The sequence below is a fragment of the Actinomadura macrotermitis genome (assembly GCF_009604375.1).
Taxonomy (GTDB): Bacteria; Actinomycetota; Actinomycetes; order Streptosporangiales; family Streptosporangiaceae; genus Spirillospora; species Spirillospora macrotermitis.
In genome coordinates this window covers 797,741-824,562 of record NZ_WEGH01000003.1, presented here as the reverse complement: position 1 = coordinate 824,562, position 26,822 = coordinate 797,741, and the positions used below count along the sequence as shown (strand labels likewise).

Here is a 26,822-nt window from a genome sequence, read left to right as displayed (position 1 = left end):
TCACAGCCCCGGGCGGACCAGCGGGAAGGGGATCGTCTCGCGGATCGAGCGGCCCGTCAGCGTGATCAGCAGCCGGTCGATGCCCATGCCCATGCCGCCGGCCGGCGGCATCGCGTACTCCAGGGCGCGCAGGAAGTCCTCGTCCAGCTCCATCGCCTCGGGGTCGCCGCCCGCCGACTGCAGCGACTGCTCGGTGAGCCGCTGCCGCTGCAGGATCGGGTCGATCAGCTCCGAGTAGGCGGTGCCGAGCTCCAGCCCGAACACGATCAGGTCCCACTTCTCGGCGAGGCGGGGGTCCTTGCGGTGCGGGCGGGTGAGCGGGGAGGTCTCGGCCGGGTAGTCGCGGACGAACGTGGGGGCCTTCAGCTCCTCCTCCACCAGCGCCTCGAACAGCTCCTGGACGAGCTTGCCCTGCCCCCACTCGGGGTCGAAGTTCAGGTCGACCCGCTGGGCCAGGGCGTGCACGGCGGGCAGCGGGGTGTCGGGGGTGATCTCCTCGCCGAGCGCCTGCGACACCGACCCGTAGACGGTGATCTCCTGCCACGGCTCGGCCAGGTCGTACTCCACGCCGTCGCGGACCACGACCGTGGTGCCGAGCGCGGCCTCCGCCGCCGCCACGACCAGGTCGCGGGTGAGGACGGCCATCGTGTCGTAGTTGCCGTAGGGCTCGTAGGCCTCCAGCATCGTGAACTCGGGGTTGTGCTTCTGCGAGACGCCCTCGTTGCGGAAGTTGCGGTTCAGCTCGAACACCTTGCCGACGCCGCCGACCAGCAGCCGCTTCAGGTACAGCTCGGGGGCGATCCGCAAGTACAGCTGCATGTTGTAGGCGTTGATGCGGGTGGTGAAGGGCCGGGCCGTCGCGCCGCCGTGGATCGGCTGCAGCATCGGCGTCTCGACCTCCAGGTACTCGCGCGCGCGCAGCCCGTCGCGGACGGCCGCGACGGCGTCGCCGCGCATCCGCAGCATCTTGCGGGACTCGTCGTTGACGATGAAGTCCACGTACCGCTGCCGGACCCGCGCCTCGGGGTCGGACAGGCCGCTGCTCTTGTTCGGCAGCGGCCGCAGGCACTTGGCGGTCAGCTTCCACGACCCGGCCAGCACCGACAGCTCGCCGGTGCGCGAGGTGACGACCTCGCCGGTCACCCCGACCTGGTCGCCGAGGTCGATGAGCTGCTTCCAGGTCGCCAGCGCGTCCGTGCCGACGCCGTCGGCGGTCAGCATCACCTGCAGGTCGCCGGTCTCGTCCCGCAGCGACACGAAGATCAGCTTGCCGTGCTCGCGGGCCAGCACCACCCGCCCGGCGATCGCGACGTGCTCGCCGGTGTGGCTGTCGGGCGCCAGGCCGGCGAAGCGCGCCCGGATGTCGGCGGCGTAGTCGGTGCGCTCGAACCCGAGCGGGTAGGGCTCCATCCCGGCGTCGCGGATCTGGTCGAGCTTGGCGTGCCGGACGCGCTCCTGCTCCGACAGCCGGCGCTGCGGGGCGCGCGCCGCGTCCGCGGCCTCCTCGATCTCCTTGATCTGGTCGACCAGGTGCGCCGACGGCACCATGTTCGCGGCCCGGTCCAGCTTGGGCCGGTTCAGGCTCGGCAGGAACCCCTCGGCGCGCGCGTAGGCGAGGCCGAGCCGGACCAGGTCGCGGTTCTGCTGGTAGCAGATGAACCGCGGCCGCCAGATCGGCAGGTACTTGGCGTTGGACAGGTACAGCGACTCCAGCTGCCAGAACCGCGACGCGAACGACAGGAACCGGTAGTAGATCCGCGCGATCGGCCCGGCGCCGATCTGCGAGCCGCGCTCGAACGCCGAGCGCAGCATCGCGAAGTTCAGCGACATGTGCTGCGCGCCGACCATCGCGGCCTTCTCGGCGAGCTTGGCGACCATGAACTCGTTCAGGCCGTTCTCGGCGGCGCGGTCGCGGCGCATCAGGTCCAGCGACAGGCCCGACCGGCCCCACGGGACGAAGCTGAGCAGTCCGCGCAGCTCGCCCTTGTCGTCGAACGCCTCCACCATCACGCAGCGCCCGTCGGTCGGGTCGCCGAGCCGGCCGAGCGCCATCGAGAAGCCGCGCTCGGTCTCCTCGCCGCGCCAGGCGTCGGCGCTGCGGATCAGCTTGGCCATCTCCCAGTCGGGGATCTGCGAGTGCCGCCGGATCCGGACGGTGTAGCCGGCCCGCTCGACCCGGCGGACGGCCTGGCGGACCTGGCGCATCTCGCGGCCGTCCAGGTTGAACTCGGTGAGGTCGATGATCGCCTCGTCGCCGAGCTCCAGCGCGTCGAAGCCGTGCCGCTTGTAGATGTGCGCGGCGCGCTCGCCGACGCTCACCGCGCCGGGGATCCAGGCGTGCGCGCGGCACTCGGCCAGGAACGCCTCGATGGCCTGGTCCCAGGACTCGGGGTCGCCGAGCGGGTCGCCGCTGGCCAGCGAGACGGTGCCGTCCACCCGGTAGGCGATCGCGGCCTTGCCGTTCGGCGCGACGATGACGTCCTTGTCGCGGCGCAGCGCGAAGTAGCCGAGGGAGTCCTGGTCGCCGTACTCGGCGAGCAGCCGGCGCGCGGCCAGCTCCTCCTCGGCGCTCAGCACCGGGTCGCGGCGGCCGGGGCGGAACAGCGCCCAGAACGTGACGACGAGCAGGCCGGTGCCGAGCACGGTGATGGTGATGTCGACCCAGCCGGGGACGTCCACCTGGATCGGGTCGCCGGTGACGCCCGAGCCGAGCACCGTCTGCAGCAGCACGTACATCGGGTGCGTCCAGAACCCGCCGCCGGGGTCGCGGTCGGTGACGGTGGCCAGCCAGGTGCCGATGCTGCCGCTGAACAGCAGCAGCACCGAGAACACGATCGCCGCGACACGCCGGTTGGCGCGGTCGGGCAGCGTGGTGAACTGGCCGCGCGCCGCCACCGCCAGGGCGAGGACCGACGCGTGCAGCACCGTGGTCACGGCGGTGCGCGGCACCGAGTAGTCGTCGGGGTTGAGGATCGCGGTCAGCAGGAACAACGTGGAGGATGCGGTGGTGAGGCTGAACAGCAGCACCAGGATGCGCCAGGCGGCCTTCTTGCGCCGCCGGATGCCCATCGACAGCAGAAGGAGGAGCAGGCCCCACGGGACACTGGCGGAGAAACCGAGCAGGTAGATCCACCGGAGCGCCCAGATGGTGCCGATCCGCACGATCAGGTCCGAGGAGAACCAGTACAGGATCGACAGGATGCCGGACAGCCGGGTGTACCAGAAGAAGATCGTCGGCGCGGCCTCGATGAGGCCCTGCCAGCGGCCGCGCAGGCCGTTCCTCGCCATCGTGCCCCCGTCATGGCTCTGCTGTGTTCTCTTCTTTGTACCGGTTGTCACGTTTCTCACGCTTCGTTCTTCCGACGTACCGCGAACCGGGCCGTTACGGTGCACGTCCTACGGGTAGGGGGTTGTCGCTTGCTAGCAGGGTCCAAGATTGTCAGCAAAAGTCGATATGGTCGCGGATATGCCTAATGAGACCTCCGGCGAGCGCCTGCTCGCCCGCCGTTACCGACTGGTCGCCCATGTCGGGCGCGGCGGCATGGGCACGGTCTGGCAGGCTCACGATGAGGTCCTCGGGCGTGACGTTGCGGTGAAGGAGGTCATCCTTCCGCATGGTCTCACCGATGAGGAACGCGCCGTCCAGTACAAGCGCACCTTCCGCGAGGCGCGCACCGCCGCGCGCCTCGGCCACCCCAACGTCGTCACCGTCTACGACGTGGTGGAGGAGGACGGCCGGCCCTGGATCATCATGGAGCTCATCCCGGCCCGTTCGCTGGACCAGGTGATCAAGCAGGAGGGTCCCCTCGACGTCCGGCGCACCGCCGAGATCGGCCGCCAGATGCTGGCCGCCCTGCACGCCGCGCACGAGGCGGGCGTGCTGCACCGCGACGTCAAGCCCAGCAACGTGCTGGTCACCGACGGCCCGGCCGGCGACCGCGCCGTGCTCACCGACTTCGGCATCGCGACCGCCTCCGGCGACGCCACCCTCACCCAGACCGGCCTGGTGATGGGCTCGCCCGCCTACATCGCGCCCGAGCGGGCCCGCGGCCGCACCGCCGGGCCCGCCTCGGACCTGTGGTCGCTCGGCGTCACCCTGTACTCGATGCTGCACGGCCGCTCCCCGTTCGAACGGTCCGAGCCGATGGCCGCGCTCGTCGCCGTCATCTCCGAGGACCCCGACCCGCCCGAGCGGGCCGGCCGCCTCGCCCCCGTCATCGAGGGGCTGCTGCGCAAGAACCCCGACGAGCGGATGGACGCGATCGAGGCCGGCATCCTGCTGGACGAGATCGTCCGGCAGGAGACCGTCGACACCCAGCGCACCCTCGTCGTCGAGGTCCCGCCGGCCGAGCGGACCGACCCGCCGAAGCCGGCCGAGCCGCCCGCCACGGGCGACCCCACCGACGGCAGCACCCGCGTCACCCCGGTGGTGGCGGACCCCGGCAGCGCGGCGAGCTGGCAGACGGGCCAGCCGACCGAGCCGGCGCCCGCCGCCGCCACCGGCAGCCCGCCCGCCCGCCGCGAGGGCGGCGGCGCCATCGCGGGTCTCAGCCGCAACGCGCTGGTCATCGGCGGCATCGTGCTCGTCCTGCTGGTGGTGATCGTGAGCGTCGTGCTGGCCAGCACCAAGGACAACAAGCCCGCCGACAAACGCGGCGGCGCGGCACCGGCGAAGACCTCCAAGACCACCAAGTCGTCGAAGTCGCCCTCGCCGTCCCCGTCCTCCGCCAAGCCGAGCGAGACCCCCAAGACCTCCTCGCCCGCCGCCGCCGATGTTCCGCCCGGCTGGCACGTCTACAAGGACAGTACGGGCTACTCCATCGCGGTCCCGGACGGCTGGTCCGGGCCGAAGCACCGCAGTTACTCTCCGAGTAGCGTCTTCTTCGAGCCGCCGGACGGCCCCGGCTACATCCAGATCGACCAGGCGGCGAGCGCCAACACCAGCGCCCTGAAGGACTGGAAGGACTTCGAGCCCACCCGCCGCGGCTCGTTCCCGAACTACCACCGGATCAAAATCGCGCCGGTGGACCAAGGAGAACCCGTTCACGACTCCACCGGCGAGAAGGCCGCCGACTGGGAATGGACCTACGACAGCAAGGGCGAGCGGCTGCACGCGCTCAACCGCGGGTTCGTGATGAACGGCCATGGCTACGCGATCGTCCTCGTCGCCCCGGACAAGTCCTGGGGCAAGACCTTGTCCGACCTGGCGCCCCTGTACCAGCACTTCAAGGCCGCCCCCTAGTCGTTCAGGACGTGCTCCTGGCCTGCGGCAGACGTATGAATCCACAAGTTCCGCTGTTCACACGCCTGCCGCCGGGGTGCGAGGATGCCGGCCTCTCAGCAGGCTCCGTCGATCAGGGGTTGCGGCCGCCAACCCGGAAGCGCACCGTGCTGGAGCACTCCTGCCGCGGAGCGAAGTAGCAGACGCGGAAGTAGATCTGCCGCTTCTCCGAAAGGTTCCGTGAGTAAACGGCGTTCGACTGTTCGAACACGTTGCCTATCGAGTGCCACTTGTCCTTGACTCCCACGTAGTTCCACTCTGCGTGGGCCACGATGGGCAGGGTCTCCGGCCCATCGGACCGCATGTTGTTCCAGATGCGGAAGGAGTCGCCCTCCGGGTAGAAGATGACACCTGCCTTGTTGTGGCTCGCCTGCACCCAGTTGCGGTAGGGCACGGCGGCCTCGGCCGGAGGGACGGTGCCCGCGACGAGGGCGACGGCGGCGCTGGTGACGAGGGCCGCCTTCTTGACTGGGAGGCGCAACGTGAGTGCTCCTTCATGTCAGGGGAGATCGGTCCCTATTGGAGCAGGTGTCAAGTACGGTGGCAAGCCGTACTTGAGGGGATGAATCCGGCGAATCGGGGGTTTGGATGCCGATCCGTTAGATCGGGTCGGTAGGGTCGCGAGCCATGTCGGAGGGGAACGTGGGGGAGCGGTTGCTGGCCGGCCGCTATCGGCTGCTGGCGGTCGTCGGCCGCGGCGGGATGGGCACCGTCTGGCGCGCGCACGACGAGGCGCTGCACCGTGAGGTGGCCGTCAAGGAGGTCGTGCTGCACCCCTCGCTGAGCGAGGAGGAGCGCGCCGCCCGGCACGAGCGGACGCTGCGCGAGGCGCGGGCATCGGCGCGGCTCGGCCACCCCGGCGTGGTCACCGTGCACGACGTGGTGGACGAGGACGGCCGCCCGTGGATCGTGATGGAGCTGGTCCGGGCCCGTTCCCTGCAGGAGATCATCGACGAGGACGGGCCGCTGCCGCCCGGCCGCGCCGCCGAGCTCGGCCGCCAGCTGGTCGGCGCGCTGCGCGCCGCGCACGCGGTCGGCATCCTGCACCGCGACGTCAAGCCCGCCAACGTGCTGGTCACCGGCGACGGCCGGGCCGTGCTCACCGACTTCGGCATCGCCCAGCTGGCCGGGGACGCCACCCTCACCGGGACCGGGCTGATCATGGGGTCGCCCGCCTACATGCCGCCCGAGCGGGTGCGCGGCGAGCGCGCCCTGCCCGCCTCGGACCTGTGGGCGCTCGGCGCGACCCTGTACGCGGCCGTGGAGGGCCGCGCGCCGCACCACCGCAGCGACGCGATGGCGGTGCTGGCCGCGGTGATGACGCAGGAGGTCCCGCCGCCGCGGCAGGCCGGGGAGCTCACGCCGGTGCTGATGGCGCTGCTGGACCGCGACCCGGTGCGCCGCCTCGGCGCGGCCGAGGCCGAGACCGCCTTCGCCCGCGTCGCCGCGGGCGGGCCCTCCCTCGTCGGCGGGTCGACCATGGCCGCGCCCGCGCCGCGGTGGGACGCCCCGCCCGCCCTGGACCTGACCGCGCCGGTGCCCACGCCGTCGCAGGCCCCGGCGCCCGCCCCCGCCCGGCGGCGCGGCGTCGCGCTGCCGGTCCTGGCGGGGGTGCTGGCCACGGCCGTCCTCGCCGCCGTCCTCACCATGGTGTTCTGGCCCGAGGCCAAGGGGACGCCCGGCCCCTACGACGCGGACGCGGCCAAGCCCACCAAGACCGCGCGGCCCACGACGTCCGCGAGCCGGCCGAAGGACGAGCGGGACACGGCCGCGCCGCCGCCCGGCATGAGGACGGAGGCGGTGAAGGACTACTCGCTGCCCGTCCCCCAGGGATGGGTCCGCACCTCCAGGCCGCCCCACCAGGTGTCCTGGACGGACCCGGCGACCAAGGCCTACATCCTGGTCGACGACCGCCGCTGGGACGTGGCCCCGACCGACCCCTACGCCCACTCCGAGGCCTTCGAACGGCAGACGATGGCCAACGGGAGGCTGCGCGGCTACTCGCGCGTCGACCTGAAGCGGGTCACCGTCGGCGGGCGGCCCGGCGCCGACCTGGAGTACACCTGGCTGGACGGCCAGATGCGCGCCACCTCCCGCAGCGTCGTGACGCCGTCCGGCGGCACCTACACGGTCATGGTCGCCGCGCCGCAGCGCACCATGCCGCAGGTGCGGCCCCTACTGAACTCCGCGCTGGCGGGTTTCCGGGTCTGAGCGCCGCGGCCCCGCCGCGCCGGGGGGACAATGTGCTGAGGATGAACTCCGGGACGTGCTGAAGCGTCCCAGTAACAACACAAGTTCGGTGAGGAGTGCCCGCAACGCCCCCACCACGGCCGGCGGAACGGGACGGGGGACCAGGAAGTCATGGACGAGGGTCGGCAGCTCGCAGGCCGCTACCGGCTCGACTCGGTCGTGGGCCGGGGCGGCATGGGCACGGTATGGCGCGCCTACGACCTCACGCTCGACCGTGAGGTGGCCGTCAAGGAGGTCGTGCTGCCGCCCGGCCTCAGCGACACCGAGCGCGAGGTGCTGTACGAGCGCACGTTCCGGGAGGCGCGGGCGTCGGCCCGGCTGAACCACCCCGGCGTGGTGACGGTGCACGACGTCGTCGAGGCGCAGGACCGGCCGTGGATCGTGATGGAGCTGGTCCGCGCCCGCTCGCTGCAGGACCTGCTGGAGGAGGGGCCGCTGGAGCACCGGCGGGTCGCCTCGATCGGCCTGCAGATGCTCGGCGCGCTCCGGCACGCGCACGAGAAGGGCATCCTGCACCGCGACGTCAAGCCCAGCAACGTGCTGATCACCGACTCGGGCCGGGTGGTGCTGACCGACTTCGGCATCGCGCAGGTCGAGGGCGACGCGACGCTGACCCAGACCGGCCTGGTGATGGGCTCGCCCGCCTACATCCCGCCCGAGCGCGCGCAGGGCGAGCGCGCCGTCCCCGCCTCGGACCTGTGGGCGCTCGGCGCGACCCTGTACGCGGCGCTGGAGGGCCGGTCCCCCTACGAGCGGTCCAACGCGATGTCTTCGCTGCAGGCCGCGCTGCTGGAGCCCGCCCCGCCGGCGCGCAACGCCGGGCCGCTGGCGCGGGTGCTGGACGGACTGCTGGTGCGCGAACCGATGCACCGGATGACCGCCGCGCAGGTGCAGCCGCTGCTGCAGCGGGTCGCCGACATGCCGCCGCCCGCGGTGGCGCAGACGGTGACCGACGGGACGGTGCTGGACGACCCCTCGCGCCGCCAGGCCGGCCGCTCCACCAGCCAGACCGTGCTGGATCCGGCGCAGATGGAGGCCGTCACCCGGCACGATTCGGGACGGCGGCCCGAGCTTTACCGGGAACAGCCCCGCCGCGAGCCGCCGCCGCAGGAACAGACGCGGCAGGCCACCGACTGGGAGACCGGGACGCGGTCGTCCTGGGACCCGCCGGCGACGCCTGCGCACTGGGAAGGCCCGGCGGAGCCGCCGCACCACGGCGCGACCGCCGCGCCCGCCCCCGGCCGCGACCGCCGCCGCACCACGGTGATCGTCACCATCGCGGTGATCCTGGTGGTCGCCGCCGTGCTGGCCGGCGCCTTCATCCTGCGAGGCCGGTTCGCGGGCGGCACCAAGAGCGGCCTCGGCGGCGGCGCCTCGGTCGTCCGCCAGGGCGCGAACTACTCGGTCACGGTGCCGAAGAGCTGGACGTGGCAGCGCAACGGGGACGGCAAGCCCATCCTGGCCTCGCCCGACGGCAGGACCTCGCTGCTGGTGGACAGCACGCCGTGGGGCCTCGCCCGCTCCACCGCGTTCGAGAAGGCCAGCAGCCAGCACAAGTACGGCGCGGCCTCGCCGAACCTGCCCGGTTACAGCGACGGGCAGGTCCGGCCGGTCGACTACCTGGGCACCAACGCCGCCGACTGGGAGTTCCGGTTCCGCAAGGACGGCACCGTCATCCATGTGGTCGACCGGTTCGTGCAGGTCGACGGCGCCCCCTTCGCGCTGTACTTCCGCACCCCCGAGCAGCACTGGGCCGCCTCGGCGGACATCCGCGGGCGGATCTTCGCCTCCTTCCGGCCCCGGACGTGAGAACGGGCCCCGCACGGTGTACGCCGTGCGGGGCCCGCCTCCGGGGGTGTGACAGTTGGCTCAATTCTGGATCGACAGGCCGGCGGCCTCGGCGCCGTCGGCGCGCACCGCGGGCTGCTCCGACACCACGTCCGTCATGATCATGAAGGGCAGGGTGAGCGGCGGCGGCGAGGCGGGCGTGAAGGTCAGCGGGATGCCGAGCAGCTTCGACGACATCCTGGTCGTGTACATGACGACCTTGCCGTCCAGCGTCAGCTGCGGCGTCTTCAGCTCGGTGTGCGCGGCGCCGTGCCGGGTCGCCTGGTCGACGTCCTTCAGCACGGCCTTGCTCATGCTGAACTTCAGCGCCTTGACCGGCCCGTCCGCGGTGGGCACCTCGGCGACGCCGTCGTAGCTCAGCCCGGACATGGTGAGCGAGCTCGCGCGCAGCGTGGAGGCGTCGGTGTAGACGACATCGGTGCCGCCCGCGGTGGCGGTCTTGGCCTGGCCGGCCGTGAGGCAGGACTTCAGGTCCGCCGAACCCGCCAGGTCGGCGAGCAGCTTGCGGGCCTGCGCCTCGGACAGCCCGGACGGGACCTTCGGGCACTCCGGTTCGGTGGCCTTCGCCGACGGGGACGGGGACGGGGACGGCGAGGCCGACGCGGAAACCGAGGGGGAGGGCGACGCCGAAGGGGACGCGGAGGGCGTCGGCGTCGGGGCGAGCAGGTGCGCGCCGGCCGCGAGCGGCAGGACGGCGGGCAGCGCGAAGGCCATCAGCCGGCCGCCGCGCGGCGCCGCGTGCGCGCCGCGCATGACCTCGTCGAGCGCGGGCGGGAAGGCGGGGGCGGCCTCCACCGCGGGGGCGTCGTCCGGCTCGTCCCGGCGGGCCGGCCCGGGCGCCCAGGCGGCGCCGAGCGCGCCGCCGAGCAGCCCGAGCAGCATCCCGACCAGGAACCCGCCGAAGTTGGACGTCAGGAACGAGGCGATCGCCAGCAGCACCGCGAGCACGCCGTAGAAGACGCGCTGGGCCGGCTGGAACCACATCAGCACCCCGGCCAGGACCAGCAGCGCGCCGACCAGCCAGCTCGCGATGCCCGCCATGCCCTGGTGGACCAGCAGCGGCGCGGGCGCCAGCGGGATCGCGATGAGCTCGAGGCCGCCGAGGACGGCCAGCACGCCGCCCCAGAACGGGCGCGTGCGCCGCCAGCGGCGGAAACCCTGCGGTTCGGTGGAAGTCATGCGGCTCTCAGAAGCACTCGTCGCCGAGCTTCATGCTGAGGTTCTTCAGCTTGAAGGTGCCGGCGGTGGTCGCCCAGGCGACCTGCCTGACGTGGGTGAGGTCGACGCTCTCGGCCTGCTGGCCGAACATGCCGGCCGGGCCCTTGATGCCCCCGGCGCGGTTCAGCTCCGAGGCGTCGCGGCCGATCTCGATGTTCTTGAAGACCGCGTCGGCGTCGAGCTGCTCGACGTCCAGCACCAGGTCGGTGGCGGTCACCGGGTCCTTGCCGGTGCCGGCGGTGAGGCGCAGCGTCAGCGGCCCGACCTTCACCGACTGGCACATGTTGCGGATGGTGGCGTGCTGGATCCCCGAGATCTGCACCGGGTGCCGCTTGCCGTCCTTGGACTCGTCGGCGCCGCCGTACTGGACGAAGCCCTGCCCGTGCAGCGAGTCCGCGCTGACCTTGAAGCTGCCGCCGGAGACGGCGAAGGAGGAGGCGATCGCGCCCTGGGCGGTCATGAAGACCAGCGCGCCGGCGCCGAGCGCGGCGGGGGCGGCGATGGCGGCGAACCGCTTCCAGCGGACCCGGCCGACGGCCTGGGTGGAGTCGCTCATGCTGTGCTCCCTGGGGGACAGACCGGAGAACCGGACACTGGTGACGCCAGTCACGTACGTGACGAACAGTGGCAAGTTACCCTCAAGTACTTACTTGCACCAAACCAAAACAGAGTTCCGGAAGGTAAAGAATCCGGTCGCTGACCTGCGGATCTATTTGAAAGATCGTCAATAGGGCTGATTTCGGACGTCCGAAATCAGCTACGCACAGTGATCAGAACGGCCGGTGCGAACGGGGCCGACTCAGCCGGTCCAGCCCGGCTTGACCAGCCCCGACTCGTAGGCGAACACCACCAGCTGGGCGCGGTCCCGCGCACCCAGTTTGATCATGGTGCGGCTCACGTGCGTCTTGGCGGTGGCCGGGCTGACCACCAGCGCGGCCGCGATCTCCTCGTTGGACAGTCCCTGCCCGACGAGGGTCATCACCTCCCGCTCGCGCTCGGTGAGCGCGTTCAGCCTGGGCGAGGGCGCCGGCTCCTTGGCGCGCGCCGCGAACTCGGCGATCAGCCGCCGGGTCACCCCGGGCGACAGCAGCGCGTCGCCGCCCGCGACCGCGCGCACCGCGTGGATCAGCTCGACCGGCTCGGTGTCCTTGACCAGGAACCCGCTCGCACCGCCGCGCAGCGCCTCGAAGACGTACTCGTCCAGCTCGAAGGTGGTGAGGATGACGATGCGCACGCCGGCCAGGCGCTCGTCGCCGGCGATGCGGCGGGTGGCGGCCAGGCCGTCCAGGCCGGGCATCCGGATGTCCATCAAGATGACGTCGGGGCGCAGCCGCCCGGCGGCCTCGACCGCCTCCGCGCCGTCGCCGGCCTCGCCGACGACCTCGATGTCGGACTGGGCGTCCAGCAGCGCGCGGAACCCGGCCCGCACCAGGATCTGGTCGTCGGCCAGCAGCACTCTGATCATCAGGACTCCCCGTCGAGCGGAAGGGTGGCGCGGACGCGGAAGCCGCCGCCCGCGCGGGGCCCGGCGTCGAACGTGCCGCCGAGCGCGGTGGCGCGCTCGCGCATGCCGCGGATGCCCGCGCCGCCGGTATCGGACAGCAGGGGCGCGCCGCGGCCGTCGTCGTCGACCCGCACGGTGACGTCGTGGTCGCCGTGGACGATGCGGACCCGCACGCGCACCGGCCCCGGGCCCGCGTGCCGGGTCACGTTCGTCAGCGACTCCTGGACGATCCGGAACGCGGCCAGGTCGGCGCCCGCGGGCAGCGGCCGCTCCTCGCCGCTGACCTCGCAGTGCACGGCCAGCCCGGCGGCGCGGGCGCGTTCCAGCAGCTCGGGCAGCCGGTCCAGCCCGGCGGTGGGCGAGCGCGGGGCCTGCTCGCCGTCGGCGCGCAGCGCCCCGATCACCGACCGCATCTCGCTGAGCGCCTCCTTGCTGGCCACCTTGATCGCGGCGAGCGCGTCGCGCGCCTCGGCCGCCGCGGCGTCGCCGGCGGCGTCGTCGGACAGCAGGTGCAGCGCCACCCCGGCCCGCACGTTGATCATGGAGATGTTGTGCGCGAGCACGTCGTGCAGCTCGCGCGCCATCCGCAGCCGCTCCTCGGTCGCCTGCCGCCGCTCGGCCTCGGCGCGGGTGCGCGCGGCGGCCTCGGCGCGCTGCCGCCGCGCCCGGATCAGCTCGGCGCCGACGAGCGCGAGCAGCGCCCAGCCGATGAGGAAGACGGTGCCGTCCAGCCCCGGCCGCTCCACCGGGAACAGCCGGTGCGGGTCGCCGCGCAGCTCCGGCGGCAGCCCGTACAGGGCGGTGCCCGCCAGGTAGGCGGAGATCGCGCCGAGCGTGCCGGCCCAGGCGAACAGCCGGTGCCCGGCGGTCACCGCCGCGATGATCGCGACCCCGGCGGAGAACGCCGCCGGGCCGTAGGTGTAGGCGCGCAGGAAGTACAGGGCGGTGACGACGCCTTCGGCCGTCAGCGTGAAGCGCGGGTAGCGGCGGCGCAGCAGCAGCAGGAGCGGCCCGGCGACCAGCAGCGCGAACGCGTACTCGTCGAGCGGCTTCTGGTGGCGGACCCGCGTCTGCTCGCTCTCCCACCCGTGGTGGCTGTCCTGCGCCCCCATCGACCCGCTGACCTGGACGAACACCAGCAGCGCCGGCGCGACCCACACGGGCCACGCCGACGGCAGCGGCAGGTGCCAGCGCGCGGCGGCCGGCGACGGCGAAGTGCTCACCCTCGAACGCTAGGCCACCGGCGCGGCGCGCGGCGTCGCCCGGCGGGAGTGATCACCTCTACTCCGCCGGGCGTACGCCGTCGCCGCAGGTCACCAGGGCGGGGGTCACTGCGGGGCGACGCGGGCGGCGAGCCAGCCGAGCACCTCGGGGAGCCGGTGCCGCCAGGACTTCAGGTCGGCCGGCGCGCCCGGCACCAGCAGCTTCTCGGCGTTCAGCGGCGGCCGGGTCAGCGCGGCGATCCGGTCGGCCTGCTGGGCCGGGCGGCCGCTGTCCTGGCCCGCCGCGACCAGCAGCGACACCGGCGGCGGCGGCAGGTGCTCCAGCCGCCACAGCAGGTCGTTGTCCTGCTGGAACACCTTGCTGCGGCCGTACAGATCGCCCTTCGGGCCGCCGGGCGGGCCGTCCACGACGGGGCCGGGCAGGTCGAACAGGCCGTTCACGCTGGCGCCCGCGGCGAACCGGTCGGAGTGCAGCATCGCGAACCGCACCGCGCACTGCCCGCTCGTGCCGAACCCGCCGACCGCCCAGCCCTTGCGGGACTGCGCCACCCGGTACAGGTCGCCGACGGCCTCCGGCAGGTCCTGGGTGTAGAGGTCCTCGGCCTGCCCGAACGAGCGGCCGGGCAGGTTCAGGCAGGTCTGCGGGCGCGGTGCGACGCCCGCGGCGGCGGCGTGCTTGGGCAGGCCGACCCCGGCGCCCGCGCCGGCGGGGGGCTGCGCGGGCTGGGTCAGCGCCTTGGCCGACCGCGTCATCACGTACACGACCGGCTGCGCCCGGCCCGCCGCGACGGTCTTGGCGATGTCCTCGGGCAGGTGCGCCTGCCTGATCCAGGCCAGCTTGTCGTCGGACGGGCCGCCCGACAGCAGCATCACCACCGGCAGCCGCTTGTGCGCGAACTGCGGCTGGAAGTACTGCGGCGGCAGGTAGACGTAGGCCTCGGCGTCCAGGCCGGAGCGGGGGCCGCGCATCTGGAGGCGGTCGACGCGGCCGTCCTTCTGCGGGTCGTGCTTCTGGTCCCTGCGCTTCGGCCCGAGGTCGGTGGTGGTGCGGTGCACCAGCCCGGTCGGGGTGGCCTCCTTGCCGCGCTGGGTCTGGACCTGCTTGACCTGGACGTTGGACTTGCCGTTGTCGAGCAGGTCGGACCAGCTGGCGTAGAACACGAAGTACTTGTTGGTGACCAGGACGATCGCGGTCGTCATCGCGAGCTGGCAGACGCCGAGCAGGACCGTGCGGGCCGCCAGGTGCTTCGGGCCGCGCCCGGCGACCCGGGGCCAGAACAGCACCGCCGCGAGGAACGAGACCGCCGCCGCGATGCAGACCAGACCGAGGAAGGTCCAGTTCGTCGGCTCCATGTCATTCCCCTTGGAGGTGGGCGCTCAGCCACCGGATCGTCGGCGGGATGTACTTGCGGAACGTCTTGAAGTTGTGGCCGCCGGTCGGCAGCAGCACCTTGTCGACCACCAGCGGCGGCCGGGCCGCGGCCATGAACCGCTGCGCGGAGGGGAAGGTCTTCTCGCCCTTGTCGGCCGAGGCGACCAGCAGCGACACCGGCGGCTGCGGCAGGTTGCGCAGCCGCCAGATGAGGTTGCTGGCGCGGCGCAGCTCCGCGCTGCCCCCGTACAGGTCGCGGGTGGTGCGGTCCAGCAGCGCGTGGAAGTGGCCGGCCATGTTGGCGGCGGCGGCGAACCGGTCGGAGTGCAGCATCGCGAGCTTGGCCGCGCAGTAGCCGCCGGTGGAGTAGCCGGCCAGGCCCCAGCCCTTGCGGGAGTAGGGGGTGCGGTAGTTCGCCGCGATCGCCTCGGGGACGTCCTGGGCGAAGAAGGTCTCCACCTTCGGGCCGCCGGGCACGTCGGCGCACTCGGTGTCCCAGCCGTCCTGCACCGTCGGCCGCATCATCACGTAGATCATCGGCTGGGCCTGGCCGGCCGCGGTCGCGGCGGCGGCCTCCTCGGGCAGGTGGCCCTTGTCGATCCAGGTCAGCCGGTCGGCCGCGGGATAGCCCGCGATGAAGATCGCCACCGGCAGCCGCCGGTTCGCGAACTGCGGCTGGAAGTACTGCGCCGGCAGGTAGACGTAGGCCTCGGCGGTGATCCCGGTGCGCACCCCGGTGATCTCCAGGTGCTCGATCCGGCCGTCCCGGGCGTCGGCGTGCTTGCCCTTGCGGCCCGGCCCGAGCCCGGTGGCGGGCCTGCGCACCACCTGGGAGGTGGCGGCGGCGTGGGGGGTGACCGGTGGCAGCTTGGTGACCTTGGACTGCGCCTTGCCGCCGGCCGCGCTCAGCAGGTCGCGCCAGGAGCCGAAGAACAGGTAGTAGGAGTTCACCGCGGTCAGCAGGGTCAGCACGATGGCGAGCTGGCCGCCCAGGATCAGCGCGGCGCGCAGCGCCAGCGCGATCGGGCCGCCCCGGGAGAGCTTCGGCCATATCCAGATCGTGGCCGCGAGGCAGCCGAGCGTGACCACCACGAGCAGGCCGAGCAGCCCCGAGCTCGTCAGTTCCACGTACCAAGCCCCTATCTGTCCTGGCCCAGACCCCCGAAGGCCGGACGCGCAAAGAACAACTCTTGCAGTACGCGGAAGAGTTCCAGCGAACGTTCAGGAATCGCACAAGATCGTAATGGGCGGGGTGCCGCCGCCATGATGGAGGTGCCGGAACCCGCTTCCGCCATGGCGTACGGGGCGGTCGGCGGCGCCGTTCATCCGGTCCAGCGGATCGGCAGCCGCGCGAAGCCGTGGCGCGCGCTGGAACGCAACAATACCGGCTCTCCCGCTGTTTCCGGGCGTCCCGGACGCTCCAGGAGGGAGGCCATGAGGGCCCGCAGATGGACGCGGGCGAGCCGCCCGCCGAGGCAGGCCCGCGCGCCGGCCCCGAAGGCCAGTTGCGGGGGCGCCTCCCCGCCGGCGAACCGCTCCGGCAGGTACCGGCCGGGGTCGGGGAAGGCCTCCTCGTCGTGGTCGGCGGCCGTCAGCCACAGCGCGACGCGCTCGCCGGCCAGCAGCGGGACGCCGCCGAGCGAGGTGGCGCGGCGGACCGTCCGGGCCACCCGCATCACCGGCGTCCACCAGCGCAGCGCCTCCTCCACCGCGGCGTCCAGCAGCGCCGGGCGGTCCCGCAGCCGCTCGTGCTCGGCCGGGTTGCGCAGCAGCGCCCACAGGCCGCCGGCGAGGGTGTTGCGCAGCGTCTCGGGCAGCCCGGCGGCGATCTCGGTGACGAAGTCCACGCTCTCGCCGCCGATGCGGCCGACCAGGTCGGGCGGGTCCATGTCGAACAGGAGCGGCGCGGCGCCGGGGTCGTCCTCGGCGGCGTGCCCGCGCTCCTGGCCGGCGGTCGGGCCGTGCAGGGGCGCGCCGGGTTCCGGCACGAACAGCTCGGAGTGCTCCAGCGCGCGCCGGACGTCGGCGTAACGCAGCACCGCCCAGGCGCCCGGCTCGCCGCCCCGCGCGTTCGTCCAGACGACGGGCGTGCGCGCGCGCAGCCGGTCCAGGCGTTCGTAGGGGACGCCCCGCGCGTAGGTCTCAGGGGAACGCAGCGCGTCGGCGTCGGTGACGGGCGCCGCTTCGCCTCGCCGTTGAGGCATGGGAACCTCCTCCACTCCCATGCCGGACGGTAGCCGACCGGACGGTCATCCGGAATGTCCGAAAGAGGCCGTTTTCATCGTGCCGGGGGTCAGCCCGCGAGCCATTCCCCGGTCTCCACGCTGACCAGGCCGTGCCGGGCCGCCTCGATGACCGCCTCGCGCTGGGAGTGCACGCCGAGCTTGCTGAGCACGCTCTGCACATGGCTGCGCGCGGTGCTGCGGGTCACCCCCATCGACTTGGCGAGCGCCTGGGTGGACTCGCCGCGGGCCAGCCGGGTCAGCACCTCGCGCTCGCGCGGGGTGAGGAAGCGCGCCACCCGCTGCGCCTGGCTGCGCGGCCGGGCGCCGTCGCCGCCGTGCCGCACCGCCTGGTCCACCACGACCTCGCCCGCCGCCACCCGCCCCAGCACGCCGAGGATGTCGCGGGCCTGCTGGCCCTTGTGCGCGAACCCGCGCACGCCGAGCGCGAGCCCGGCGCTCAGCACCGGCTGCTCCAGGAAACCGGTCAGCACCACGAACCGGGTGGCGGGTGCGGCGGCGCGCAGCCGCGGCATCCACTCCAGCGCGGTGCCCGCCGGGAAGTGCAGGTCGATCAGGCACACGTCGGCCTGGCGCGCGCGCAGCACCGGCAGCGCGTCCGCGGGGGAGTAGACGACCCCCACCACCACGTGCCCGGCGTCGGCGAGCACCAGCGACAGCGAGTCGGCGAACACCGCGTGGTCGTCGCACACGATGACCCTCATGGATCGGCCCTCATGGATGGGGCCGCCAGTCGTCGGCCGCCACGGGGGGCGCGGAGGGCAGCAGCATCCGCACCCGGGCGCCGCCCATCTCACAGGTCCGGATCTCCAGGCTGCCGCCGAAGCCCGAGATCAGGTCGTGCACGATGCCGAGGCCGAGGGAGGCCAGGCCGCGCGGCGCGTCCCCGCCGCCGGCGCGGCCGAAGCCGGGGCCGTCGTCGTCGACCTGGATGACGACCCAGCCGCGCTCGACGCCGACCCGCACGTCCACCCGGCCCGCGGCGACGCGGCAGGCGTTGTCCAGCACGTTGCGCAGCGCCCGCCACAGCGCGACGGCGTCCATGTGCGCCCACGCCTCGGCGCCGTCGAAGCAGACCTGGTGCGGGGTGGCCAGCCGCATGCCGGTGACGACCTCGGCGGTGAGGCCGTCCACCCGCAGCCGTTCGGGGCCCGGCAGCGGGGGGTCGTCGCCGGCGCCGTCGTCCAGGCGGCGCAGCAGGTGGTCCAGCCAGCGGGTCTCGCCGAGCAGCTGCTCGATGCGGGCGCGGCTGCCCGCGCCGATGTCGTCGGCGACGGCCACCGCGGAGGCCAGCATGATGATCGTGCCGAGCTCGTGCCGGATGTCGTGCCGCAGCCGCCGCCGCCACAGCGGGTCCGCCGGCCCGGGCCCCTCGGCCGGCCCGGCCGGCGCGGTCACCGGGGACGACCGGTTCTGCCCGTGGATCATGAAGGACCCCCGTCCGTATTACCAGCACCCTCTTGACCGTCACCCCGCACCGGCACCATGTCCAGTCAATTGACCGCCGCAGACCGCGCGCTGGCCGCAAGTGGTCGCCGGTAAACCCACGGCATTCCGCCGGCGTCTAAGTCAGGATTGCCGGTCCGGTGCGCCGCATTTCTTTCATGCTTACGGCGTAGCCGCCTTGCGCATTCGGGCGGGTGCGCCGGCCGGGGGCCGGGGAGAGAGTCGCCGTATGCCGACGGTCACCTTTCTCGGACATGCCGGAATCGCAGTGACGGCCCGGGCGTTCCGCCTGCTCGCGGACCCCTGGCTCGCTCCCACGGGGGCCTTTCTCGGTGCCTGGCACCAGTACCCGAGAAATGATCACCTTGATGTTCCCGCCCTCGCCGACGCGGACTGGGCGGCCGTCTCGCACGAGCATCTGGATCACTTCGACCCGTGGTTCATCGGACGGCTTCCCGAGCGGACCCGCATCCTCATTCCGCGCTATCCCGGGCCCGCCTTCAGGGAACGGATGTCGGCCGCCGCCGGTTCCCGGCAGGTAATCGAGATACCGGCCTGGGAGAAATTCCCCCTTGACGATCGGGGATCGTGGATCACGGTGATTCCCGAGCTGTCCCCGATGTGCCACGACGCGGCCTTTCTCGTCGTCGCCGACGGGCGCGCGATCCTGCACTGCAACGACGCCCGCCTCACCGCCGCCCAGGCCCGCCGCGCCAGGCACCTGGCCGGCGGCGCCCTGGACCTGATGGCGCTGCAGACCTCGGGCGCGTCCTGGCACCCCATCTGCTACGAGTACCCGCCCGAGGAGATGGCGCGGGTCTCGACGGCCAAGCGGGTCTCCAAGCTGCGCGCCGCGCAGCGCCTGGTCCGGCAGACCGAGCCCGCCCTCGCCGTCCCCTTCGCCGGGCCGCCCTGCTTCCTGGACGCCGAGGTCGCCCACCTCAACCAGGTCCTCGACCAGGCCGGCGGCGCGTTCTGCGACCCCGAGGTCTCGGCCGCCTGGCTGCGCGAGCACCTGCCCGCCCAGCGCTGGGAGTCCTTCAAGCCCGGCGACGCGATCGAGTTGGACACCGGCGTGATCACCCGCGACCCGGTCTCGGCCCGCTTCTCCTTCGCCGACGCCGCCCGCGCGCCCTACCTGGAGCGCTACGCCGCCGACCGGGCGCCCCTCATCGAAGGCGTCCTCGCCGGGTTCCCCGACCCGGGCCCGGACCTGTACGACCGCTTCACCGCCCACTTCGAGCACCTCGGCGGGCTCAGCGACTACTTCCTCACCCAGATCGACATGCTCGTCCGCTTCGACATCACCGGCCCGAACGGCGGCCGGTGGGACGTCGGCTTCCGCGCGGACGGCCTCACGGTGAACCCGGCCACGCCGGACGCCCGCCCCCACTACCGCATCACCACCGCGGGCCGCTGGCTGGACGGCGTCCTCACCGGCCGCCTCGCCTGGGAGGACCTGCTGATCTCCTTCCGGCTCAGCCTGTACCGCGACCCCGACGTCTACAACGACTACCTGGTCGGCCTGCTGAAGCACGCCAACGCCCCGGCCCTGCGCGCCGTCGAGGCCTACGAGACGGGCCGCGACGAGACCGAGCGCATCATCGTCGACTGGGACGGCCGCTCCTACGACATCCCGCGCTACTGCCCGCACGCGGGCGAGGACCTGTCGATCGGCGCCGTCGTCCGCGACGGCCAGGTGCACTGCCTGGCCCACAACTTCGCCTTCGACCTGGCCACCGGCGCCTGCGTCAACGCCCGCGCCGCCAACCTGACGTCCCGCCTGTGCTGACCGCGCGGTTCAGCGGGCCTGGCGGGACCTGAAGAGAGACTGCAGGTCGGGGTTGCCGTTCCGGCCGTCGGCGTCGGCCAGGGTGGGGCACGACCACTTGTCCTGGTGGCCCCAGGAGTAGGAGATGTCCATCCGGGGGTTCGGGACGAGGCGGTCCCAGCGTCGCAGGATCTGCCTCATCTGGGGCTCGGTGGGCAGCCAGTACTGCTTGTCGCCGTTGGAGCAGGCCTGGCCGAAGGTCTGGTAGACGGGGACGAGCACGTCGCGGGGGATGCCGGCGTCGTCCGCCATGCGGACCATGCGGTCGATCGCGTCGATGTTGCAGGCCGCGCGGGTGCGGGCCGAGCCCTTGCAGGGGTAGGGGTCCAGGCCGACGAGGTCGACGTGCACGCGGGCGGGGGTGACGGGTCTCATCGGCCAGTCGGTCAGGGAGATGAAGGAGACCTGGCCGGGGGCGCGGGCCTTCAGGAGGTCGGCGCGGCGGCGGATCTCGTCGGCGACCTTGGGGCACCTGCCCGGGTTCGGCTCGTCGGAGAGGTACCAGCCGAAGACGCGCGGGTCCTTGCCGAAGCGCTGGACGGCGGCGGTGAACTCGGCGAAGGACAGCTCGAAGTCGTCGCAGGTGAAGTTGCCGACCCACAGCAGCGCGCGCATGCCGCGCGGGACGGCGTCCAGCAGGGCCGGGTCGGGTTTGACGTCCACCAGGTCGTAGCCGAGCCCGCGCAGGCGCGGGTAGTCCGCCGCCTGGGTGTTCAGGGCGATGTGGTGGGTCGGGCGGGGCGTCGCCGGCGGGGTGCCGGGCGTGGCGAGCGGGCCCCGGTAGGGCCGGTCGCTGCCGGGCGCGCGCTGCGCCCACAGCAGGACGCCCGCGGCGAGCGCGAGCGCCGCCACCACCGAGGCGACCTTCAGGCGGGTGTCCATGCCTTCCCCTCAGGCGGCCGAGCCGCGCTCCTCGGCGAGCGGCCGGGACTCGCGGACGGTGCCGTCATCGGCCACCTGGAGCGGCGGGACGGTGAAACCGAGGATGTGCCGGACGGTGTCCCAGAGGGCCCGCAGCGTCGCGCGCATCGACGGGTCGCGCAGGTAGAGCGCGTCCACCGCGGCCCGCGCCGGGACGATCCGCTCGATGTAGTTGACCAGGTCGACCTCCTCGCCCGGCCCGAGCACGTCGAAGTCGCGGAAGCGGACCTCCGAGACGCCGGTGAGGCCGGGCCGGTGGTCGAAGATCCACCGGGTGCGCGCGTCGTAGTGGACGGCGAGCTCGTAGGTCTCCGGCCGCGGCCCGACCAGCGTCATGTCGCCGCGCAGCACGTTGACCAGCTGCGGCAGCTCGTCCAGCGACCAGCGCCGCAGCACCCTGCCGACGCGGGTGACGCGCGGGTCGCGGTTGGCGGTGACGGTGAGGCCGCGCGCGCCCTGGCGCATGGTGCGGAACTTGTACATGGTGAACGGGTGGCCGCCCTGCCCGACGCGGGTCTGCCGGAACACCCCGGGCCCGCGGCTGGACAGCCGGACGGTCAGCCAGATCGCCAGCATCGGCACGCTCAGCAGGACCAGCCCGGCGAGCGCGCCGGTGACGTCGAGCAGCCGGCGGGCGGTGGACGGCGGCACGCCGTCGGAGGGGTCGACGGGCCGGGTCTCCAGGTCAGTCTTGTCGGTCATGCTGGAACCGCCTCTTCAGCCGCGTGAAGAACAAGAGCAGGGCGACGGTGGTGGTGGAGTAGGACAGCGCCGACGCGACGGCCGCGCCGGTCGCGCCGAAGCGCGGGATGAGGGCGAGGTCGAGCGCGATCGTCACGGTGAGGCCGGCGGCCTGGGCGAGCGAGGTGAGGCCTGGGCTGCCGACCCCGTACAGGTAGGCCATGACCAGCCCGGACACCCCGAAGGTGATGAGGCCGCCGAGCAGGATGTAGGTGGGGGTGAGCGCGCCGTCGAAGGCGTCGCCGAACACCAGCGGCAGCACCGTCCCGGCGAGCAGGGCGAGCGGCAGCGCGCTGACGGCCGACACCACGAGCGCGGGCAGGACCAGCTTGGCGGTGCGGTCGCCGGCGGTGCGCCGGTCCTCCTTGGCGAAGTCGGGGTAGAGCACGTAGTTGACGGCGAGGCCCGGCAGCTGGACGAGCTCGGCGAACTTGCTGGCGACGGTGTAGACGCCGAGGACCGACGGCCCGGCCATCGCGCCGAGGAACGCCACGTCCAGCCGCAGGTTGAGCAGGTCGACCAGCTGCCCGAGCTGGCCGCGCATGCCGTAGGCGGCGATGCGGCGGCCGAGGGCGCGGTCGGGGCGGCCCCAGCCGGCGAAGAAGCCGCGCCGCCGCAGCCGGGCGGCGATCCACGCGGCGGCGGCGAGGTCGGCCAGGACCAGGCCGGTGATCAGGGCGCCCGGCCCGTACCAGCCGATCAGGATGACCAGGTAGATCGGCAGGAACACGAACTCCTCGACGGTGATGGCCAGGGCGGCGCCGCGCAGGTCGTCCGTGCCCTGCAGCAGGCCCTTGCCGACCGACACGAACCCCTGGGTGAACGCCGGGACGGCGGCGGCGACCGCGACCCAGATCCCGAACGAGTCGAAGAACAGCAGGTAGAGCAGCGGGCTGAGGGCGAGCCAGACCAGGCCGCCGGCCGCCGCGCCGCCGACCGTCATCCAGACGAGGGTGGGCCGGACGCGGCTCTGGTCGTACTCCTGCCCGGCGAGGAAGAACGGCGCCGCGCCGGGCAGCCCGGCGTTGGACAGGTGGCAGAGCAGGCCCGGCAGGATCCGCACGAGGGTGAACGCGCCGACGAGCGCCGGGCCGCCGATCCGCGCGACCATGACGGTGGCGACGCCGAGGGAGGCGAGCGCGCCGATCCGGCCGGCCATGTTCCCGGCGACGAGCGCGACGAGCCTGCCGCGCAGGTCCGGCGCGGGGGTCCGGGTCTCGGTCACGGGGCGCCCCTCCCGTCGCGGCGGCCGAACAGGTCGAGCGCGGCGATCAGCCCGAAGAACGCCCATCCGTGCCGGTAGTGCAGGGTCTCGTAGAACAGCCCGGACACCAGGAACACCGCGACGAGCGCCCCGAGCAGCTCGGGCCGGGGCACCAGGCGCGCGTACTCGGGCGTCAGGGCGTCGCGGCGGGCGATCCGCGCGCATTTCAGCAGCAGCGTGAACAGCAGCACGATCAGCGCGACCCCGCCGAGGAAGCCGCGCTCCAGCACGGCGGCGATGTAGTCGTTGTGCGCCTCGCGGACGTAGGTCTCCTGGTTCACCCGCATCGCGGTCTCGGTCTGGCCGGGCCCGATGCCCCACGGGTGCGGCTGCTCCTCGATCATCCGGACGGTGGTGGCGAACACCGTGCTGCGCGAGTTGGTGCTCTCGCCGGTGGTGCGGCCGATGGAGTCGCGCAGGATCGGCGACGCCTGGCTCGCCCGGTCCAGCAGCGGCTGGAAGTCGATCGTGGACAGCGCGAGCAGCGCGCCCGCACCGAGGACGGCGGTGGCCGCGCCGACCGCGATCGCGTGGTGCGCCTTGCCCTCGCGGAACAGCCGGAACAGGTAGCCGAGGAGGATCGCGACGCCGAGGGCGAGCGCGCCGCCGTTGGAGCCGGTCAGGATCTCGGCGGCCAGCAGGATCCCGCAGACCGCGTACCGCGCTCCGGGCCGCTCGGGGACGCGCGCGGCGCGGGAGATGAAGTAGACGCAGATGAACCAGTTCGAGCAGTAGTTGGCGTCGCCGAAGGTGAACTGCGCGCGCTCCCCGTCGAGCTGCTTGCCCGACAGGGCCTCGATCCCCAGGACGAACCCGACGATCATGACGACGGCGTAGAACACGCCGAGGTGGACCCAGGCGCGCAGCGCGACCCGCAGCAGTTTCGGGTCGCGGCCGAGGTTGGCGATGCTCACCGCCCACATCAGCACGAACAGGTCCTTGATGAGGGTGAGCGCGCCCGCGTCGTTGACGATCGCGGCGACGCCGCCGGCGATGATGGTGAGCAGCGTCGGGATGAGGAACGGCCAGTGCACCGCGTGCCGCCGCGCCGACGCCCACAGCAGCATGACCAGCGTGACCAGGACGAGCGCCAGGTCAGGCAGCCCGGTGTTGCCCGGCCCCGGCCCCATCCCGAACGGCATCAGCATCGGCAGCGAGGCGATCCCGAACACCAGGGCGAGGACGGTCAGCGGCCACCGGCGGCGCACCGGCGGCGCGTCGGTCAGCTCGGGCAGCGGCCTCGTGCCCGTGGTCTTCACTACGGTCGTCATCGCTGGTGGGGCCGCTTCGACGTGCCGCGGTAGGTCTCGTCGAGCTGTTTGCCGAGATAGCCGGGGGAGAACCAGTCGCCGACCCGCGCGCGGGCGCGTTCGGCCATCCGCGCGGCGGCGGCGGGGTCGTCCAGCAGGTGCGCCATCGCGGCGGCCAGTTGCTGCGGGTTCTCGGGCGGGACGAGCAGCCCGGTCTCGCCCGCCAAGACCAGGTCCTGGTTGGACGGCACGGCCGTCGCGATCAGCGGGACGCCCGCGCCGATCGCCTCGACCAGCACGCACGGCAGCCCCTCCCACCGCGAGGCCATCGCCATCACGTCGAAGGCGGGCAGCACGTCGGCGACGTCGTCGCGGTGCCCGAGCCAGCGCATCCGCTCGGTCAGCCCGAGTTTGGCGGTGAGCTTGGCCAGCTCGTCGGCCATCTGGCCGCCGCCGACCCACAACCCGAACACGTCGTCGGGCAGCTCGGCCAGCGCCCTGACGAAGATCTCCGGGCCCTTCTGGAAGGTGAGCCGCCCGATCGAGCCGACGACCTTCACCCCGAGCGGCAGGTCCAGCCGGCGGCGGGCCTGCGCGCGCGAGCCGGGCGCGGTCGCGTAGGCCGCGACGTCCACGGCGGGCCACGACAGCCGGATCCGTTCGGGCGTGGCGAGGCCGAGCCGCAGCGCCGTCGTCACCGTCTCCGAGCCGATCGCCAGGAACGCGTCGGTGTGCTTGGCGGCGGCCCGCTCCATCCGGATGTAGACGCCGCGGCGCAGCGCCGACTGGAACTCGTTGAACGGGAAGCCGTGCCAGGTGTGCACGATGCGCGGCACGCCCGCGCGCGCGGCGGCGATGCGTCCGATCACGCCGCCCTTGGCGCTGTGGGTGTGGACGACGTCGTAGCGGCCCTCGGCGAGCACCCGGGTGAGGGTCCGCAGCGCCGCCAGGTCGTCGCGCGGCGCGATCTGCGGCACCAGCGGCCGCACCTGGACGATCTCCATCCCGGCGTCGTGCGCCCGCGGCGTGAGGTCGCCGGCGGCGGCGTTGGCGACGGCCTCGTCCCCGTACAGCACCTCCGCGTCGGACGTGCGGGCCACGCTGTCCATGCCGACGCCGCCGGTCACCACGGCGCGCTCGTAGGAGTCGGGGTCCAGCGCCAGGGCGCCGTTCAGCGCGACCTGGCCGGCGCCGCCGTTGAAACGGGTGATCACCGTGGCCACCCGGAGCTTGCGCGTGCTGCTCATCATCACCTCACAGGCCGGGCGGATCGCCCGGCGACGCGGACGCGCGGTGCGAGGCGGCCTCGCCCGGCGGTTCGGGGCGGCGGACGGGGCGGTACTCGGGCAGCAGCCGGCGGAGCAGCATCCGCACCTGGCCCGCGTCGCCGCCGCCCGCCGCGTCCGCCAGCGCGTCCAGCAGCTGCGGCAGGCCGGCGGGCGGCGGCGCGGGCCGGGTCGCCCAGATCTTGGGGTGCGCGGTGCGGATGCGCCGCTCGGAGTCGGCGAAGGCCTTCTCGGCGAGCTTCTCGCCGGGGCCGAGGCCGCTGAAGCGGATCGTCACCTCCGGCAGCCGCAGCTGCTCGGCGTAGCGGTGCACCAGCTCGATCACCGGGACCGGGCGGCCCATGTCCAGCACGAACGTCTCGGCCTCCTCGGCGAGCGCCGCCGCCTCCAGCAGCAGGCCCGCCGCCTCCTCCACCGTCATGAAGTGGCGGGTGACCTCGGGGTGGGTGATGGTGACGACCTCGCCGGCGGAGATGCTGGTGGCCAGCGCCGACAGCAGCGTCCCGGAGGAGGCGATGAGGTTGCCGACGCGGACGGCGGCGAAGCACGTCGGCCCGCCCGTCGCGGTCTGCAGCAGCAGCTCGCCGAGCCGCATCGTCGCGCCGAACACCGACGTCGGGTCGGCGGCCTTGTCGGAGGACACGAACACCAGCCGCTGCACGTCGCCGCGCACGGCGCTGTCCACGACGTGCCGGGTGCCGATCACGTTGTCGGCGACGCCCCGGCACGGGTCGCGCTCGACCTCGGCCAGCCCGTGCCGTGCGGCGGTGTGGAACACCAGCTCGGGGCGGTGCGCGGCGAACACCTCGGCGACGCGGGCGCGGTCGCGCATGTCGGCGGCGGCGAGCACGACCCGGTCGCCGCCGAGCCGCCCGGTCATCTCGTGCCGCAGCCGGGCGAGGCCGACCGCGTCCTTGTCGACCAGGCAGAGCAGTGCCGGGTCCAGGCCCTTCAGCCGGTGGCAGAGCGCCGACCCGACCGTGCCGCAGGCGCCGGTGACCAGCACCCGGCGGCCCCGGACCAGGCGGCGCCCGCGCAGCCCCGCGACGTCCACCTCGTCCCGCCCCAGCAGCAGCGCCAGCGGGCTGGCCTGCGGCGGGGGCGGTGCGGCACGGGAGCGCCGGCGCAGGAACCTCAGCACCGG

Annotated in this window: 21 protein-coding genes; 4 read left to right on the top strand and 17 right to left on the bottom strand. The window is 73.3% G+C overall.

The window, feature by feature from the left end; genetic code table 11:
• Nucleotides 1-3,288 carry a bifunctional lysylphosphatidylglycerol synthetase/lysine--tRNA ligase LysX gene (gene lysX / locus ACRB68_RS25090; RefSeq protein WP_153536451.1) on the bottom strand — a complete coding sequence of 1,096 codons (3,288 nt, stop codon included), beginning with the start codon at nucleotides 3,286-3,288 and terminating at the stop codon, nucleotides 1-3.
• Nucleotides 3,289-3,466: 178 nt separating this feature from the next.
• Between lysX and ACRB68_RS25085 the strand changes: the two genes are divergently transcribed.
• Entirely contained in the window at nucleotides 3,467-5,242 is a 1,776-nt protein-coding gene (locus ACRB68_RS25085; RefSeq protein ID WP_235959878.1) for a serine/threonine-protein kinase, read from the top strand.
• Nucleotides 5,243-5,354: 112 nt separating this feature from the next.
• On the opposite strand, the gene ACRB68_RS25080 is transcribed toward ACRB68_RS25085, so the two are convergent.
• A complete protein-coding gene (locus tag ACRB68_RS25080; RefSeq protein WP_153536449.1) occupies nucleotides 5,355-5,762 on the bottom strand; it encodes a hypothetical protein in 408 nt (135 codons plus the stop codon).
• A 146-nt stretch (nucleotides 5,763-5,908) separates the two neighbouring features.
• Between ACRB68_RS25080 and ACRB68_RS40605 the strand changes: the two genes are divergently transcribed.
• Together ACRB68_RS40605 and ACRB68_RS25070 are read left to right on the top strand one after the other, a co-directional pair.
• On the top strand, nucleotides 5,909-7,492 hold the full coding sequence (locus ACRB68_RS40605) for a serine/threonine-protein kinase (RefSeq protein WP_207709815.1): 1,584 nt from the start codon (nucleotides 5,909-5,911) through the stop codon (nucleotides 7,490-7,492).
• A 150-nt stretch (nucleotides 7,493-7,642) separates the two neighbouring features.
• On the top strand, nucleotides 7,643-9,340 hold the full coding sequence (locus ACRB68_RS25070; RefSeq protein ID WP_153536447.1) for a serine/threonine-protein kinase: 1,698 nt from the start codon (nucleotides 7,643-7,645) through the stop codon (nucleotides 9,338-9,340).
• A gap of 60 nt (nucleotides 9,341-9,400) precedes the next feature.
• On the opposite strand, the gene ACRB68_RS25065 is transcribed toward ACRB68_RS25070, so the two are convergent.
• The 9 genes from ACRB68_RS25065 to ACRB68_RS25025 all read right to left on the bottom strand — a co-directional run bounded on the left by ACRB68_RS25065 (nucleotide 9,401) and on the right by ACRB68_RS25025 (nucleotide 18,367).
• The gene (locus tag ACRB68_RS25065) at nucleotides 9,401-10,558 is read right to left on the bottom strand and encodes a DUF6114 domain-containing protein (protein ID WP_153536445.1); all 1,158 of its coding nucleotides are present in this window, start codon (nucleotides 10,556-10,558) and stop codon (nucleotides 9,401-9,403) included.
• Nucleotides 10,559-10,565: 7 nt separating this feature from the next.
• Complete coding sequence (locus tag ACRB68_RS25060) at nucleotides 10,566-11,153, bottom strand: DUF6230 family protein (RefSeq protein ID WP_153536443.1); 588 nt, start codon at nucleotides 11,151-11,153, stop codon at nucleotides 10,566-10,568.
• Between the two features lie 243 nt (nucleotides 11,154-11,396).
• Entirely contained in the window at nucleotides 11,397-12,062 is a 666-nt protein-coding gene (locus tag ACRB68_RS25055; protein ID WP_153536441.1) for a response regulator, read from the bottom strand.
• A complete protein-coding gene (locus ACRB68_RS25050) occupies nucleotides 12,062-13,324 on the bottom strand; it encodes a sensor histidine kinase (RefSeq protein WP_153536439.1) in 1,263 nt (420 codons plus the stop codon). Before ACRB68_RS25050 ends, ACRB68_RS25055 begins: the two co-directional genes overlap by 1 nt.
• Nucleotides 13,325-13,429: 105 nt before the next feature.
• Complete coding sequence (locus ACRB68_RS25045; RefSeq protein WP_153536437.1) at nucleotides 13,430-14,677, bottom strand: alpha/beta hydrolase; 1,248 nt, start codon at nucleotides 14,675-14,677, stop codon at nucleotides 13,430-13,432.
• A 1-nt stretch (nucleotide 14,678) separates the two neighbouring features.
• On the bottom strand, nucleotides 14,679-15,824 hold the full coding sequence (locus ACRB68_RS25040) for an alpha/beta hydrolase (RefSeq protein WP_153536435.1): 1,146 nt from the start codon (nucleotides 15,822-15,824) through the stop codon (nucleotides 14,679-14,681).
• Between the two features lie 194 nt (nucleotides 15,825-16,018).
• Complete coding sequence (locus ACRB68_RS25035; protein ID WP_153536433.1) at nucleotides 16,019-16,900, bottom strand: cytochrome P450; 882 nt, start codon at nucleotides 16,898-16,900, stop codon at nucleotides 16,019-16,021.
• 89 nt (nucleotides 16,901-16,989) lie between these two features.
• Nucleotides 16,990-17,643: a LuxR C-terminal-related transcriptional regulator gene (locus ACRB68_RS25030; protein ID WP_153536431.1), complete on the bottom strand. Its 654-nt coding sequence runs from the start codon at nucleotides 17,641-17,643 to the stop codon at nucleotides 16,990-16,992.
• Between the two features lie 10 nt (nucleotides 17,644-17,653).
• Nucleotides 17,654-18,367 carry a sensor histidine kinase gene (locus tag ACRB68_RS25025; protein ID WP_153536429.1) on the bottom strand — a complete coding sequence of 238 codons (714 nt, stop codon included), beginning with the start codon at nucleotides 18,365-18,367 and terminating at the stop codon, nucleotides 17,654-17,656.
• 616 nt (nucleotides 18,368-18,983) lie between these two features.
• Here ACRB68_RS25025 and ACRB68_RS42580 point away from each other — a divergent pair.
• Entirely contained in the window at nucleotides 18,984-20,177 is a 1,194-nt protein-coding gene (locus ACRB68_RS42580) for a Rieske (2Fe-2S) protein (RefSeq protein ID WP_328594738.1), read from the top strand.
• A 9-nt stretch (nucleotides 20,178-20,186) separates the two neighbouring features.
• Here ACRB68_RS42580 and ACRB68_RS25015 read toward each other — a convergent pair whose 3' ends face one another.
• The 6 genes from ACRB68_RS25015 to ACRB68_RS40300 are packed head-to-tail and all read right to left on the bottom strand — an operon-like array spanning nucleotide 20,187 to nucleotide 26,819.
• Entirely contained in the window at nucleotides 20,187-21,098 is a 912-nt protein-coding gene (locus ACRB68_RS25015) for a glycoside hydrolase 5 family protein (RefSeq protein ID WP_153536425.1), read from the bottom strand.
• A gap of 9 nt (nucleotides 21,099-21,107) precedes the next feature.
• Nucleotides 21,108-21,839, bottom strand: coding sequence for a sugar transferase (locus ACRB68_RS25010; RefSeq protein ID WP_153536423.1), 732 nt, complete (start codon nucleotides 21,837-21,839; stop codon nucleotides 21,108-21,110).
• Nucleotides 21,823-23,103 (bottom strand): oligosaccharide flippase family protein, encoded by a 1,281-nt coding sequence (locus ACRB68_RS25005; RefSeq protein ID WP_194293435.1) that lies wholly within the window; start codon nucleotides 23,101-23,103, stop codon nucleotides 21,823-21,825. The genes ACRB68_RS25010 and ACRB68_RS25005 overlap by 17 nt, the downstream gene beginning before the upstream one ends.
• The gene (locus ACRB68_RS25000; RefSeq protein WP_153536419.1) at nucleotides 23,100-24,413 is read right to left on the bottom strand and encodes an O-antigen ligase family protein; all 1,314 of its coding nucleotides are present in this window, start codon (nucleotides 24,411-24,413) and stop codon (nucleotides 23,100-23,102) included. Before ACRB68_RS25000 ends, ACRB68_RS25005 begins: the two co-directional genes overlap by 4 nt.
• Nucleotides 24,410-25,639, bottom strand: a complete 1,230-nt coding sequence (locus ACRB68_RS24995) for a glycosyltransferase (RefSeq protein ID WP_153537772.1) — start codon at nucleotides 25,637-25,639, stop codon at nucleotides 24,410-24,412. The genes ACRB68_RS25000 and ACRB68_RS24995 overlap by 4 nt, the downstream gene beginning before the upstream one ends.
• Nucleotides 25,640-25,646: 7 nt before the next feature.
• Nucleotides 25,647-26,819 carry a polysaccharide biosynthesis protein gene (locus ACRB68_RS40300; protein WP_194293434.1) on the bottom strand — a complete coding sequence of 391 codons (1,173 nt, stop codon included), beginning with the start codon at nucleotides 26,817-26,819 and terminating at the stop codon, nucleotides 25,647-25,649.
• Nucleotides 26,820-26,822 lie beyond the last annotated feature (3 nt).